General features: G+C 69.0%; 13 protein-coding genes. 7 read left to right on the forward strand and 6 right to left on the reverse strand.

Annotated elements, in window-relative coordinates:
- Positions 1-28 precede the first annotated feature (28 nt).
- The 3 genes from ACWEN3_RS11550 to ACWEN3_RS11560 all read right to left on the reverse strand — a co-directional run bounded on the left by ACWEN3_RS11550 (position 29) and on the right by ACWEN3_RS11560 (position 4,588).
- Positions 29-1,927 (reverse strand): S53 family peptidase, encoded by a 1,899-nt coding sequence (locus ACWEN3_RS11550; RefSeq protein ID WP_452968760.1) that lies wholly within the window; start codon positions 1,925-1,927, stop codon positions 29-31.
- Positions 1,928-2,267: 340 nt separating this feature from the next.
- On the reverse strand, positions 2,268-3,656 hold the full coding sequence (locus ACWEN3_RS11555) for an APC family permease (RefSeq protein ID WP_452968727.1): 1,389 nt from the start codon (positions 3,654-3,656) through the stop codon (positions 2,268-2,270).
- Complete coding sequence (locus ACWEN3_RS11560) at positions 3,653-4,588, reverse strand: carbon-nitrogen hydrolase family protein (protein WP_452968729.1); 936 nt, start codon at positions 4,586-4,588, stop codon at positions 3,653-3,655. The genes ACWEN3_RS11555 and ACWEN3_RS11560 overlap by 4 nt, the downstream gene beginning before the upstream one ends.
- Positions 4,589-4,709: 121 nt before the next feature.
- Here ACWEN3_RS11560 and ACWEN3_RS11565 point away from each other — a divergent pair, with 121 nt between their 5' ends.
- The 5 genes from ACWEN3_RS11565 to ACWEN3_RS11585 all read left to right on the forward strand — a co-directional run bounded on the left by ACWEN3_RS11565 (position 4,710) and on the right by ACWEN3_RS11585 (position 10,506).
- Positions 4,710-5,321 carry a TetR/AcrR family transcriptional regulator gene (locus tag ACWEN3_RS11565; protein WP_452968732.1) on the forward strand — a complete coding sequence of 204 codons (612 nt, stop codon included), beginning with the start codon at positions 4,710-4,712 and terminating at the stop codon, positions 5,319-5,321.
- 573 nt (positions 5,322-5,894) lie between these two features.
- The gene (locus ACWEN3_RS11570) at positions 5,895-6,767 is read left to right on the forward strand and encodes an LLM class F420-dependent oxidoreductase (protein WP_452968734.1); all 873 of its coding nucleotides are present in this window, start codon (positions 5,895-5,897) and stop codon (positions 6,765-6,767) included.
- Positions 6,768-7,016: 249 nt separating this feature from the next.
- Positions 7,017-8,423 (forward strand): FtsW/RodA/SpoVE family cell cycle protein, encoded by a 1,407-nt coding sequence (locus ACWEN3_RS11575; protein ID WP_452968737.1) that lies wholly within the window; start codon positions 7,017-7,019, stop codon positions 8,421-8,423.
- A gap of 138 nt (positions 8,424-8,561) precedes the next feature.
- Positions 8,562-9,509, forward strand: a complete 948-nt coding sequence (locus ACWEN3_RS11580; protein ID WP_452968740.1) for a GNAT family N-acetyltransferase — start codon at positions 8,562-8,564, stop codon at positions 9,507-9,509.
- 484 nt (positions 9,510-9,993) lie between these two features.
- A complete protein-coding gene (locus ACWEN3_RS11585; protein ID WP_452968743.1) occupies positions 9,994-10,506 on the forward strand; it encodes a hypothetical protein in 513 nt (170 codons plus the stop codon).
- Between the two features lie 109 nt (positions 10,507-10,615).
- On the opposite strand, the gene ACWEN3_RS11590 is transcribed toward ACWEN3_RS11585, so the two are convergent.
- Positions 10,616-11,224 (reverse strand): hypothetical protein, encoded by a 609-nt coding sequence (locus tag ACWEN3_RS11590; RefSeq protein WP_452968745.1) that lies wholly within the window; start codon positions 11,222-11,224, stop codon positions 10,616-10,618.
- 43 nt (positions 11,225-11,267) lie between these two features.
- Between ACWEN3_RS11590 and ACWEN3_RS11595 the strand changes: the two genes are divergently transcribed.
- Together ACWEN3_RS11595 and ACWEN3_RS11600 are read left to right on the forward strand one after the other, a co-directional pair.
- Complete coding sequence (locus tag ACWEN3_RS11595; RefSeq protein WP_452968748.1) at positions 11,268-12,458, forward strand: MAB_1171c family putative transporter; 1,191 nt, start codon at positions 11,268-11,270, stop codon at positions 12,456-12,458.
- Complete coding sequence (locus ACWEN3_RS11600; RefSeq protein WP_452968751.1) at positions 12,455-13,861, forward strand: NAD(P)/FAD-dependent oxidoreductase; 1,407 nt, start codon at positions 12,455-12,457, stop codon at positions 13,859-13,861. Before ACWEN3_RS11595 ends, ACWEN3_RS11600 begins: the two co-directional genes overlap by 4 nt.
- A 71-nt stretch (positions 13,862-13,932) precedes the next feature.
- On the opposite strand, the gene infA is transcribed toward ACWEN3_RS11600, so the two are convergent.
- The gene (gene infA / locus ACWEN3_RS11605; protein ID WP_452968754.1) at positions 13,933-14,154 is read right to left on the reverse strand and encodes a translation initiation factor IF-1; all 222 of its coding nucleotides are present in this window, start codon (positions 14,152-14,154) and stop codon (positions 13,933-13,935) included.
- Between the two features lie 130 nt (positions 14,155-14,284).
- On the reverse strand, positions 14,285-14,581 hold a 297-nt coding region (locus ACWEN3_RS11610; RefSeq protein ID WP_452968757.1), incomplete at its 5' end, for a GNAT family N-acetyltransferase.

Here is a 14,581-nt window from a genome sequence, read left to right on the forward strand (position 1 = left end):
GGTGCCTACCGCGGTCGTCCTGGCCCGGTCAGTGGGCAGCGTGGCGCAGGCCGGTGATGAAGGCGGGGCCGTTCGGTGTACCGACGCCCGTCATGGTGTCGTAGCCCTTGGCGGTGACCTGCTGGGTCTGGGTGCGATCCTGGGCGTCGAAGACGTCGATACCCGTTCCGTCGTGCGTACCGTCCGCCGGGAGGTAGGCGGCCCGGTCCTGCTGGGGCATCGACGAGCCGACCGGCAGGACGTCGTGGAACGCCCGGGTGCCGGCGAGCCGGTAGACGAGTGGGTTGATGAAGCCGAAGGCCGACTTCCGGCCCTGCTGGGCGTCCGCGATCAGGCCGGCGATCAGCGGGCACGCCAGGCTGGTGCCGGCGTTCACCATGGTCCGGTACGGTCCCGGTTTGCCGTGGCTCATCGACGCGATGTACCCGGACAGAAAGCCGGTGTCGGGATCGGCGTCGGCGGCGATGTCGGGCACGGCGCGTTCGGTGACCATCCGCTTGCCCACTCGGACGCGCGCCATCGCCGCGGGGACGACACCCTTCTGGTAGGCGGGCTGCGCGTAGACCAGGCTGATGCCCCCTCCGCCGCCGCTGACGCCCAGGTCGGTCCACTTGCCGTGGTCCAGGGAACCGTAGTCGTCGGACCACCCGGTCTCGAAGACCCGGTTGTTCGTCGCCCCGATGCCGACGCTGGTGCCGCCGACCACCACCGCGTACGGGTCGGAGTCGGTCGCCGTCAGACCGGGAGTGTCACCGGACGCGAAGTACATGCCGACCCCCTCGGCAGCGGCCCGCACGTCGATCGCGTGCACGGTCGACTCCGGCACCGAACCCAGAGGAATCTGCCACGAGTTGGATTCGATGGAAGCGCTGGGACGGTGTCCGTCACCCGTCAGCACGGCCAGTGCGGCGTCGAGCAGCGCCTGGTCCTCGTCGCATCCTCCCCCGACCACCATCAGCTGGTTGGCGTTGGGGGCCATGGCGTAGACGGCCTCGGAGTCCATCTCCGCCTCGTCGTTCACGGCGGCCGACTGCGTCACGCGAGTCGCCGGCGGGCTGCAGGAGCTCCCGGCCCGGACTTCCCGGAACTGCGAGGGTTTCGGCGCGGGGAGATGATTGCTCTTCGCGTAGTCCGTCAGCGTCTGGAACATCGCGGTCGGCGCCTCGTCCTCGGTCAGCGCCACGGTCTGCCCTTTGCCGGTGTCCGTCCAGGTCGCCCCGTAGGCGCCGCGGATCTGGGCGGCGGAGTACCCGCAGACCGGCAGCGATGCCTTGATCAGCCCTCGGTAGGTCGGTCGGAAGGCCTGCGTGTGCTGCGCCCAGTACCCCGAGCACGTCGCCGCTTTCCCGGTCGCTGTGGGTCGGCCCGTGTCCGACGTCGCCGAGGCAAGGGGTACGGCCGGCCGGGCGCCGCTCAGCCCGGTGACCGCCAGAACGTCGGGAGCCAGCGAAGTGGGCACCGAGACGTCGCGGTCGGCGGACTGGATCAGCGTGGGCCTGCCGTGCGCATCGTTCACCCGATACTTGTTGATCCGCACTCGGAACGCGGACTGCACCTTCGCCACCGGCCCTGTCGCCGAGACGTAGTCGCGGCCGCTGCCGACGTTCACCTTTGTCAGCCCCTTGGCGCTCAGCCATCCCGCGAGCGCTCTGGCCCGTGCGCGGGAAGGAGCGAACCTGGCGGTGTAGGCGTCGGGGCTCAGATAGTGGTGGAACTCCCCGCTGCCCGGCGTACTGACCGCGTCGGCGAACGCCGCGGCACCAGCCAGGTCCGGCTTCAACCACACCTGGACGGTGAGTTGCTGGGAGGACGGCGCGGCACTCGCAACGGGCAGGGTGTGCACGACGGGTGGCACAGATCCCGGCACCGATGTGGTGGAGGCCGCCTGTGCGGCGCCGGGCAGCCCGAACACCGTGCCGGCGATCATGACCACGGCACAGCCGACCACACCGACAGCAGATCTCCCAGGGCTCGTAGTCGAGCCCGCTCCCCGCCTTGTCGAAAACGCACTCGCCACGTGTTCTCCCCCAGCCCAGCCCGCCTGCTTCGGCACCCGACGGATTTCCGCCCCCGGCTCCCCGTGAGACGTAGACCCGGGGCCTCAGGTTGCAGATGAGTCGACGGCGTTCGGGAGGGCAGGCGGTGTCAGGAGCGTCGCCGTTGAGGCGTACTCCATGCACCGCGGCAGGCACGCGAGAGTCCGCGGTCAGGCATGCATGACCCGAGGCCCCCGGCCGCTCTCTGCGGTCGGGGGCCTCGGGCGTGGTTCAGGTCGTCGGGAGGAGGGGGCCGGAGGCTTCCGACTCGGCCGAGCCTCCGCCTTCCCCGTCGGACTGGAGTCGCAGTTCGGGCGCTGGGCGGCGGAAGCCCTTGGTGATCACCGCGAGCCAGACGATGCCGATGACCAGCCAGCCGAGGCCGAGCTTGACGGCGGTGCCGCCGAGCTGGGTGATCAGGTAGACGTCCACCGCGGCGCCCGCGGCGGGCAGGAGCAGGTATCGCACGGGCGAGTGACGGGTGCCCGAGCGCCACTGCCGTACGGCGTAGGCGATCACGCAGACGTTGACGAGGGTGAAGCCGAGGAACGCGCCGAAGTTGATGAAGGAGGTGGCGTCGGCGAGTGAGAGGTTCATGGCCAGCAGGCCGACGGCGCCGATGACCAGCACGTTGGTGACCGGGGTGAGCAGCTTGCGGTGCAGGCGTCCGAAGATCGGGCGCGGCAGGGCGCCGTCGCGGCCCATGACGAACATCAGGCGGCTGGTGCTGGCCTGGATGGCGACGCAGGAGGCGAACCCGCCGAGCATGCTGACGATGTTGGCGACGTCGGCGAACGTCTTACCGCCGACCGTCGTGGACAGGAGGTACCCGGCGGAGTTCTCGTCGGGGAAGGAACCGCCCGGGTGGGCCCACTGCATCAGGAAGGAGATCGCGATGAAGATGCCGCCGCCGGTCAGGACGGTGAGGATGATGCTGCGCGGGATGGTGCGCTGCGGGTCGCGCACCTCTTCGCTGAGGGTGCTGACGGCGTCGAAGCCGAGGAAGGCGTAGGCGGCGACGGCGGCGGCAGCGGTGACGGCGGAGATGCTGGTGGCGCTGTTCCAGAAGGAGTGGCCGGCCGCGGGGCCGCCGCCGTGGCCGAGGCCGTAGTGGACGCAGAGCGCGGCGAGGACGACGAGGATGGCCGTGACGCCGACCAGCAGCACTCGGTTGATGCGGTCGGCGACCTTGAGGCCGAGGACGTTGATGGCCGTGGCGAGGACCACGTTGATGACCAGCCAGGCCCACTCCGGTATGGCCGGGAACTGGGCGTGGAGGTAGATGGCCTGGAGCAGCCAGGCGACCATCGGCAGGAACAGGTAGTCGAGCAGCAGTGCCCATCCGGCGAGGAAGCCGACGCGGGAGTCGAGTTCCTTGCGGGCGTAGGTGTACACGGAGCCGGAGCTGGGGTGGACCTTGGCCATCTTGGCGTAGCTGAGGCCGGTCAGCAGCATGGCTCCGGTGGCGATCACGTAGGCCGTGGGCGCGGCGCCCTTGCTGGTGGCGGCGATGACGCCGAAGATCGAGGTGACGACGGCGGGAGCCATGTAGGCGACGCCGAAGGCGACCACGGAGACGAGTCCGAGGTCTCCACGCAGGCGGGTGGGCTGATCTGTCACGGGACTCTCACTTCCCCGAGTGTAGGGCTGGCCTCGGCCGGCTGGCCGGGCAAGGAGGCCGGGGCGGTGGCGCCGGCCCAGGTGGCGGGGTCCATGCGGCCCTGGTAGAGCGGCAGGGCGAGGGGCTGGTCGTCGGGGCGGAACTGCTGCCAGGGCCGGTTGAGCGCGGCAGTGCCGAGACGGCGGACGTTGGTGACCTCGTCCAGGTCGATCACGTCGGTCAGGGTGGTGTCGCTGTCGCCCGCGGCCTCGGAGCGGACGGTGCCCTGCGGGTCCACGAGCAGGCTGCGACCGGTGCCGACGGGCGCGGCGCAGTTGACGCTGGCGACGAAGACCTGGTTGACGATGGCGTTGGCGCGGGCCAGCACGACTTCCTGGGCCCGGTCGCTGCCGGAGGTCAGCACGAAGTTCAGCACCAGCTCGGCGCCCATCCAGGCGAGGTGGCGGGTGGTCTCGGGGAACCACGCGTCGTAGCAGATCGACAGTCCCACGCGGCCGATGCCGTCAAGGTCGAAGACGGTGAACTCGGCGCCCGGGCTCACGGTCTCGTAGGGCCGCCACGGAAAGATCTTCCGGTAGGTCGCGACGCGCTCGCCGCGCGGGGAGTAGACGGGGGCGGTGTTGTAGACGCGTCCATCGGCGCCACGCTCGTAGACGCTGCCCGGGGCGAGCCAGACACCGAGATCGCCGGCGAGTTCCGCGAGGGCGCGGTCACGCGGGCCGTCCAGGGGCTCGGCGAGGGCTTCCGGAAGCTCGGCGGGTGCGGGCGTGGCACCGCCGACCGGGCCGCCCAGATGCAGCTCGGGATAGACGATCAGGGGGGTGGCGGGGAGCCCCGCCGTGCGCTTTCGCACGTCGGCCGCCAGGCCGTCCAGGTCGTCGGCGGTGCGCTGGGCTGCCTGGGCCAGGACGAGAGGGAGGGGACGGGACATGGGTCACCAGGTCTGACTCGGGGATTCGTTAAACGAAATTTAGTTAACGAATGAGGGCGGGTCAATGGGTCGCCGCAGGTGAGATGAGGGAGCCGTCCGGGGGTGTGCGAGCATGTCCCCCATGGCCCGACCGAGAAACCAGGCGGAACGCCGCGCCCAGCTGATCGAGGCGACCGCCAGGACCGTGGTGGACATCGGAGCCACAGCCACCAAGCTGCGGGACGTCGCCCGGGCCGCCGGCGTCACCCCCGCCTCGGTGCTCTACTACTACGCCGATATCCAGGAACTCTTCGCCGCCGTGTTCGAGCGCAGCGCAGCGACGTACTTCGTCAGCCGCGAGAAGGCCATCGCGGCGGCGGAGGGCCCGGTGGCACGGTTGCGTGCCTGCATCCACACCGGCGTCCCCTGGCCCGGAGAAGGCGAGGAGAGCACCCGGCTGCTCTTCGAACTGTTCCCCGTCGCACTGCGCAACGAGGGTGCCGCCGACCGGCAGCGCACCTTCGCCGTCCAGCAGGCCGAGCTCTACCGCCAGGTGCTCGAACTCGGGCAGGAGAGCGGCGACTTCACGCTGACCGGTGACGCCCCAGCCCTGGGACGGTCCTTCGTGGCCCTGGAGGACGGCTACGCGATGGACCTGCTGATCGGCAGTGCGACCGCACAGGACATCGAGGACCGTCTGCTCGACCACGCCCGCATCGTCACGGGCAACCCGGCCTTCGGCCAAGGCTCCTGACGGGCCGTTACGAGATGGCTGAGCGGATGCGATCGCCCCGGGTGGCTGCGCTCGGTGGCCCCGGCTCCTGAGCAAGCCGGCTGACTGGGCGCCGGCCACAGCTTAGGTGGGCCGGGTGAAACGGCGCTGCGGTTGCCCCGACCCTTGCAACCGGGGGGAAGCACCTGGGCCGCCCACCGACTGCCGATATTCGACCGCCAGGGCTTCCCGCACCACAACGAGCACCATCCACCCCCTGTGACGTGGAGGCAGCCTCGACCGGCATCTATGGAGCCCATGGATCCCCTCCCCCACCCCGGCAAACGGCCCGCATCACCGAGCCATGCCGACCTGCTCGGAGCAGGCGTTGATCGGCCGGTTCCCACGCGCGGCACCCATGCCTTGCGCCCGTTCGGAGCAGCGAGGGCCACAGGCCGACGACCGGTTCCGCATCGGCCGGCAATCGACACGGCACGGCGGCCAGTCGTATCCGGAAGGCACTGTTACGGTCGGTCATCTCTGCTGGTTCTGGCTGCCTGCACATCCTGGCTGCCTGCCGGCACAGCACCCGCATGGGGTTTCAGGAGGCGGAGTATGCAGGTAGGTCTGCATGCCCTGGGCATCGGGAGCGGTGCTCGTCCAGAGGTCGTCCGGGCGGTGGCGCAGGCCGCCGAGGCTCATGGATTCAGGCGGCTCTGGGCAGGCGAACACGTCGTCCTGGTCGACGCCCCCGTCTCACGGTATCCCTACTCCGACGACGGCCGGATCGCCGTCCCGGCCGACGCCGACTGGCTCGACCCGCTGCTCGCACTGAGCTTCGCAGCGGCCGTGACGAAAGAGATCGGCCTCGCCACCGGAGTTCTGCTGCTGCCTGAGCACAATCCTGTGGTGGTCGCCAAACAAGCGGCGACCCTGGACGTCCTGTCGGACGGGCGGCTCACCCTCGGCATCGGAATCGGCTGGTCCGCCGACGAATTCGCCGCGCTCGGCGTTCCGTTCACCGCACGCGGCCGGCGGACCGAGGAGTACCTCGCCGTCATACGGACACTGTGGCGCGAAGACGTGGCCACGTTCGAGGGAGACTTCACGCGTTTCCACGGCGTCCGCGTCAACCCCAAACCCGTGCGCGAGCAGGGGATCCCGGTCGTCATGGGCGGCAACAGCAGCTTGGCGTTGCGCAGGGCCGCGACCATCGCGGACGGGTGGTACGGCTTCAACCTCTCGGTCGCAGAGGCGGTGGAACGTGTTTCCTCCCTGGCTGAGCACTGCCCGGAGCCGAACCACTCGGGGAAGAAGCTCACCGTGGCGGTGGCGCTGACCGACGCGACCCCCGAAGATCTGCCGGAGTTGGCCCGCGTCGGGGTGACTGAAATCGTCATCGTCGAGGCACCACCCGCGACACCGGACGAAGTCGGGCCGTGGGTTGCGGGTATCGCCGAACGCTGGTTGAGGTCCGCCGGCCTTTAGTGTGACGCCGGGCTCGGGATCCTCTTCAAGAATGACAAGGCCGAGGCGCCAGGTGAAGGACGCCATGGTTAGGCGATTCACACCGAGCAACCATGATCGACCGCTCATCGTCTTCCGGCGCGAATCACCACAACCGGGTTCACGCCTTGCCCAGTTCGTGGTGCCCCGAGGTGGAGGTTTTTGTTGCGGAGCCTGAGGGAAGCCGCGCCGTCGGCGCCGGATACACACGACACGGACGCCGAACGGACCATGTCCATGGCGGCCCTCGCGCTGGCGCCCGACCGGCGGCGGACCGAGGCGTTGATGCTCGCCATGGCCGTGCTGGTCATCGTGAGCGGTTACGCATACGTCGGGGTGTCCATGCTGGACCGGTTGCCGCCCGGGTTCGCCGGCTTCAGCGTGGCCGTCGTCCTGCTGGCGATCGTCCCGCACATCGCGGTGCGCCGCTGGGCGCCTCGGGCCGACCCCCTGATCCTGACGATCGCCTTGCTGTTGACCGGCCTCGGACTGGTCCTTCTGCACCGTCTCGACATCACGTACGCGGCGCAACGCCGTCTGCACATCGCCCAGGCGGGCAGCGGGCAGCTGATGTGGTCGGCGATCGGCATCGCCGTATGCGTCGGCGTCCTGCTCGTGCTGCCCGACTACCGCCGGCTCCAGCGCTACCTCTACGTCATGATGACCGTCGCCCTGGTGCTGCTGATGGCGCCGGCCTTCTTCGGAGCGGACCAGTTCGGCGCCAAGCGGTGGATTCTGCTGGGACCGCTGTCGGTGCAGCCCGGCGAGTTCGTGAAGATCGCGATCGCGGTGTTCTTCGCCGGCTATCTCACAGTCAACCGCGGCGCGCTCGCTCTCACCGGACGCCGCGTGCTCGGCGTGCGGCTGCCTCCTGGGCGGCAGATGGGCCCGATCGTCACGATCTGGATGATCAGTCTGCTGGTGCTCGTCTTCGAGCGGGACCTGGGCACCTCCCTGATCTTCTTCGGCCTCTTCGTGATCATGCTGTACCTGGCCACCGAGCGGGGCAGCTGGGTGGTCTTCGGCGTCGTGATGTTCGCCGTGGGAGCGACGGTCGTCGGCTCGATGGAACCGCACGTCCACGGTCGTGTGGTGGCCTGGCTGCACCCGATGGACGCGCTCACCCCGAAGGGCCAAGCGGCAGGCATGTCCGAGCAGTTGGCCCAGGCGCTGTTCAGCTTCGGCAGCGGCGGCATCACCGGGAGCGGCCTGGGCCAGGGCCACCCCGAGCTGATCGGCTTTGCCGGCAACAGCGACTTCATCCTCACCACGGTCGGCGAGGAACTCGGTCTCACCGGCGTGACGGCGGTGCTCCTGCTCTACGCCCTGCTCGCCCAACGAGGCCTGCGCGCCGGCCTCATGGGCCGCGACCCGTTCGGCAAACTCCTGGTCGTCGGCCTTTCCAGCGCTCTCCTGCTGCAGGTGTTCGTCGTCTCGGGTGGCGTCCTCGGCCTCATCCCCCTCACCGGCAAGGCTCTGCCCTTCCTCGCCAAGGGCGGTTCTTCCATGGTCGCCAACTGGCTGATGGTGGCTCTGATGCTGCGCATCAGCGACAGCGCACAGCGACGCCGGGAACCGGAACGGGCGGGCACCGCACGGGACAGGCGGGAGCGACAACCTCCCCGCGCCGACGCGTAGTTCGCAGCCCGAACAAGCTCCTCCGAGCCCACCTTCCTCAACGATGTCCTCCGAGCGCTGGGCCGCCAGCCGCTGTGGTCCTCCGCCTTTGGAAAAATGGTTCGTTGGCTTCGCGGAACCCTGGCACAGTGGCGCACCATGGATGACTCCGAGTTCGTGACCGCTGCGGACGTGCGGCTCATGCAGCTCCTGGCGCAGCAGGTTACGGCCGTCCGTCCCGACCTGGTGAACACCGACGCGTCATACGGAGAGCTGGCCTGGAACTTGGGCAAAGGGTACGCGAGCAACGGCGAGGGCTGGCTGCGTCGACTGTGGTTCTCCGGTTCCGATCTGGTCGCCTGGGGTTGGGTCCGTCTGCCACACCGGGCGAGGCGGAGCGACGGGTCGGTGGAGGACGTCACCAACGCCTATCTGGCATATCAGGTCCATCCCGACCACTGCGAGCTGCTGGACGAGCTGATCGACTGGTACGACGGCGTGACGGTCGGCATCGAGCGCACCGTGGTGCCGTGCGCCGCCGATGAATTCGCCCTGAGGCGATGGGCGGCGCACGGCTATGGGACCGATCCGGCTTCGCTCGGCGACACCGGCTCCTGGACTCAACTCAACGAGCGGGACCTCAAGGACCTGGAACAACCGTTGCTGCCCGAGGGGTTCCGATTCCGCACCGCCGACGAGGCCGGCCCGCAGGCCGCGGTCCAGGCTCATGTGGACGCCTGGGCTCCCTCAACGTACACGGCCGAGGCCTACGAGGGCGTACGGCGGACCCCGCCGTACCGCGGCGACCTGCACGTCCTGGTGGAGGCGCCGGACGGAACGATGGCCGCATCGACGATCATGTGGCTCGACGAGGTGAACCAGACCGCCGAATTCGAGCCGGTCGGAACGCATCCGGACTACCGGCGCCTCGGCCTGGGCAGGGCGATGCTGCTGCACGGGATGCATCTGGCGCGTGATGCCGGAGCCGATCACATGACGGTCGCCTGTCTGGGTGCACCAGGACATCCCAAGGCGCGCGGGCTGTACTACAGCGTCGGGTTCCGGGAGTTCACTCGGGACGCGCCGCTCCTCAAGACCGGGAACTAGGGCAGACGAGCAGGGCCGCCGCAGGTTCCGCGACCGGGACCGTCGGCGGGCCGGCGCCTGGCCCACGGCGTCGATGAGAGGGGCGCGTACCCAGGTGTACGTGAACGAGCCGTGGCTCCCACCGGTTCGCAGCGGCTCGATGGTGTAAGTGCCGTGGTCGTACGGATCGCGATGCGGCGCGCCAACCGCACAGTCATGCGACGCCTGGCCACCGAGTTGGTTCGCCACACGTCCGACGTCGGCTCGTAACGAAATATCGCGACGATCGATAATCGAAAAATAAACGATCGTTGATCACGGAAATCGGGTCCTGCTAGGGTGCCATGCGCACATCAACCCGTCACCCGCGCACCCTGGGAGCACCCCGGTGGACCCTGCCCCGCCTCTGCCAGTGACGCTTGAGCGTCTGCGGGCGCTCGTCCGAGAACGGGGCGTGGATCACTCAGAGTTGCTCGACGCGGGGAGGCTCGCGGCGAGGACGGCCTTGGCCGAAGACACCGTTCGCACCCTGCTGCACGGCGGCGAACCGTCGGCCGACACCGTCAACGAGCGAGTCCGCACGCGCATCAAGGCCCTCGCGGACACGCACCTGGCACAGACCGGCAAACGCATGTCGGACCTCGCAGGCAGCATCTCCCAGCAGCTCGGGGTCTCCGCCCTCTGGGCGCGGAAAGTATGCTCCGGTGAGAAGGTCCCCAGCGTTGAACTCCTGCACGGCTTGGTCGGCTTCTTCGGGGTCGAGGGAGGCGAGTCGTTCTTCACCGCCCCGGCCGCCGACGCTCTCAACCGGGCGCTGCTGCCCGTACTGGCCGCGCTGAAGGCGACGCCGGACCGGTCGGAAACCGCGGCTGATCCACTGGTAGAAGCACTGTCGCGCTACGACGACGTCCGCCGCATCGCTCTGCGCCAGGCAAGGGAACTGCCGCAGGAACGCTGGAACGTGCTGTCCGCAACGCTGAACGCCCTGCTCGAACTCGACGACGAAGAAAAGCGATGAAGACACGTCCGATGCGATGCGCCGGCGCAGCCCCCGACCCGTCCGGCTCCAGCCGTCGTCGCACGATTCCTCTGGAAATGGGCGGGAGTGACCTGCGGTGAGTGCAGGATCACGGGCGATGAGGAGGCTGTGCTCTCGACTGTTCGCCGCCATTGACGCGCCTGCGAACGACGACGATCTCATACCCGCCGTCGGCAGAGCCATCGAGCAGGTTCGTGGCCGTCCTGTCCGACTGCGCGCCGTGACGTTCCCGCCCGAGATCGCGAGCGGGTTGTGGATCGACCGCACCTCCCGCGATGTGATCGCCTACGAGCAGAACACCGACCTGGACCATCAGTTGGTCATCATCGGTCACGAGGTCTGGCACATGTTCGAGGGCCACTGCGGCGCCCTCACCGCGCACGGGCCGACCGCCGCCCGCGCCGGGCAGGAACGGATGCCGGACGGTGTCCGGGATGTGGTGGCGGCGATCTGCGATGCCGATCCGGCCGAGCTTCCGCCGTCCGAACAGACGGACCTCGGGCTGCACATCGCTTTCCGGGCCGATGATCCCCAGGTGGACCATCACGAGGAGGAAGCGGAGTTCTTCGGGTACAGGTTCGCCACAGGAGTACGAGAGGTCCTCGCCGAGGCACGATCCCTTGCCGACGCCGAGCATCTCGCGGGCCGCATACAGGTTTCCATGGTCCACCGCATCCGCGGTTCCTGACTCGATCACGATCAGCCGCCTGCTGCCACGCCTCGAGGAGAGTTCAGCCGCCGTGAGCCACGGACACGGACCCGACAACGCGGTCTTCTACATCTGCGGGGTGTCGTTGCTGCTGATCGGCCTGCTGAAGGTTCCCGTCCTGCTGCGCCGCCGACGTGACCCGCTGTTAAGTTCTGTGGTCTTACTGCTGATCGACGGCGGGTTGGTCTTCTTCTTCGCCGCGCCCGACTCCATCGCCGCGATCAACCGGGCTACCGGCGTCCCCAACTTCGCCGCCCCCGTGGCCTATTCGGCGCTGGCCGTCTTCGGCGGCGCGAGCCTGCTGCTGATCGTCAACTGGCGCCCGGCGCCACCCGAGCAGACGCGACGCGCCTCTCAGGTCTGCATCGCCGTCTACGTTCTCGCCGTCGTCGCCGTCAACGTCCTGTTCTGGCTGGGACATGCCCCGGTGGAACAGCTGAGCCTCTTCGACGGGTACTACGCCGGCACCCCCTTCATCCGGGAGATGATCCTGACCTACCTCCTGGCCCAGGGTGTGGGCACCATGGCCACCAGTGTGCTGTGCTGGCGGTGGTCGAAGGAGGTCCACGGCTTTCTCCGCGCGGGTCTGCGCATCCTGGCCCCCGGCTACCTGCTCCATGTCTGCTACGACGTCATCAAGCTGGTCGCCATCTACGGCCGCTGGACCGGGCACCGGTGGGACTTCCTCATCGACCAGGTGGCCCCACAGGCCGCGGCTCCGTCCGCCGCCCTCGTGGTCTGCGGCTTCGGCCTCCCCCTGGCCGGACCACGCGTGGCCCAGGCGGTGCAGGCGCTCAGGCAACTACGCGAGCTCTCTCCCCTGTGGCGGGAGCTGCGGCAGGTGCCCACTCCTGGTGCGATCCGCACGTCCTTACCCTGGTGGTCCTCGCCTGCCGTACGACTGACCCGCCGGAAGACCAGCATCTACGACGCGCTTCTCGCGTTGGCGCCTCACTGCGACGCTGCCGTACGCGATCGGGCCTTCCGCCGCGCCCTTGACGGCGGCGAGGACGAAAGCTTCGCGGAAGCCACGGCGGACGCGGCGATGGTCATCGCGGCCCGTACCCGGCAGCACCAGGCCGGGGCCAGGCCCGACGGAGCCCCGAACGCACAGCCCTGGCGCCCCCGTGACCTGATCGCTCTGTCACGGGCGCTGTCCTCGCCCGTCGTGTCTAGCCTTCACGAGCACCCTGGTATTTCTGCAGAAAGCAGTGCGTCATGACCGACCCCCACCGCATATCCACCCGCGCCGTCGTCATCGGAGGCAGTCTCGCCGGCATGCTCGCGGCAGCCGCCGTCAAGGACAGCGTCGACACCGTCGAGATCATCGAAGCTCATGACCTGCCCAACGGTCCCGAGCCGCGCCCCGGCGTACCGCAGGCCGCGCACTTTCATCCACTGGTCTCGGGCGGTGCGGATGCGATCGACGCTCTACTGCCCGGCGCAGTCGATCAGTTGGTCGCCGCCGGCGCCAACCGGGTGCCCATGACCACGAACATGGTCTACCTCTCTCCCGAAGGCTGGTACCGGCGCTGGCAGAAGAGCACTCAGTACCTCATCGCCGCCAGCCGTGATCTGACCGATTACGTGATCCGTCAGCAAGTACTCAAGGATGCGCGGGTCAAGGTCCGCACCGGCAGCCGGGTCACCCACCTGCTCGGCGGGGAGCGCAGGGTCACCGGAGTTCGCCTTCGCACCGCCGACGGCATGGAGTCGGAGCTGTCCGCCGACCTTGTCGTCGATGCCTCGGGCCGGGCGACACGCACCCCCCATTGGCTGGCCGAACTGGGCGTCAAGGGCCTCGCCGAGGACCGCATCGACTCCGGACTGGCGTACGCCAGCAGGATCTACCGCGCTCCGGTCTCCACGAGCGGCTGGCCGGTGGTCAACGTGCTCGCCGATCCTCGGCAGCCGGGAGCAGCGGGAGGCATCGTCCCCATCGAGGGAGACCGCTGGCATGTCAGCCTGTACGGTCCGCCCGGCTCGCATCCCACCAAGGATGCCGGTGAATTCGAGAACTACGCGCGCAGCCTGCGCCACCCGATCGTCGCCGACCTGCTGGCCCATGCCGAACCACTCACGGACGTAACCGTCACACACAGCACGACCAACCGGCGCTACTACTACGAACGTCTCAGCGCCTGGCCCGACGGGCTGGTCGTCCTCGGAGACTCGGTGGCCGCCGTCAACCCGATCTACGGTCACGGCATGTCGGTGGCAGCCCAGAGCGCTCTCGCACTGCGGCGTCTGGCGTCCACCACAGGGCTCTCGAACGGACTGGCCCATCAGGCTCAGCGCGCCATCGGCCGCGCCGTGAGTGTCGCCTGGTCCCTCGCGGTCGGTCAGGACGTTCTCTACCCCACCACCGAAGGCGGGCGGTCGAATGTCGCCAACCGGCTCCTGCACCGTTATGTGAGCCGGCTCTCCCATACGGCGACAGGCAACTTCCGTGTCGCGACGGCCCTGACGGAGGTGCTGACCCTTCAGGCCGCGCCGACCGTCCTGCTGCGCCCGGACGTGCTGCTCGCGGCCGTCGCCGGACCGCTGCGCCCGCAGTTGCCCGGTCCGACCTTCACCGCGGAGGAACGTCAGCGTATGCGCGACGCGGCCATAGTGCTCCGGTAACCGAGCCTCAGCGACGCGCTGTTGGGCCGGCGGGGCCATCCCTACGGACTGGCCCCGGCCGGCCCCTTCTGTCACGCCCTGTACCGGTAGCGGATCCGGCCGCGGGTGAGGTCGTAGGGGCTGAGTTCCACGAGCACCCGGTCGTACGGGAGGATCTTGATGTAGTTCTTCCGGATCTTCCCGCTGATGTGAGCGAGCACGGTGTGCCCGGTCTGGAGCTCCACCCTGAAGGTGGCGTTGCGCAGGCACTCGATGACGGTGCCTTCGACTTCTATGCCCCCAATTTTTGTCATGGCGTCTCACTTCTCCCGTTCTGTGACGGTGTGTTGGGTAGGAAACGAATGCGATGCGGGCCCGCCGGAGGGGCTGTCACCGGGACCGCTTCGGGCTCGGCTCGGCCGCTCGGTGCGGTGTGACCGCGCGTCAGTCGCGGACCAGTTCCAGCGTGCTGGCCGTGCGCCGGGCGCCGATGCTCTCGAACAGGGCGGTGGCCGCCGCGTTGGACTCGTTCACCTCGGCCCAGGCCGATGCGGTGCCCGAGCGGTGCAGCGAACCCAGCGCGTGGGCCAGCAGCGCCCGGGCGATGCCCCGGCGCTGCCTGTCGGCCCGGACGGCGAGCAGCCCGATGCGTGGCTGCCGGGTCAGCGGCGCCACGCGGACCAGCCCCACCTGACTCGACCAGCAGACCTTCCTCAACAGCCTCGGCGACCAGCTTGACCA

This window comes from Streptomyces sp. NPDC004561, from assembly GCF_053602155.1.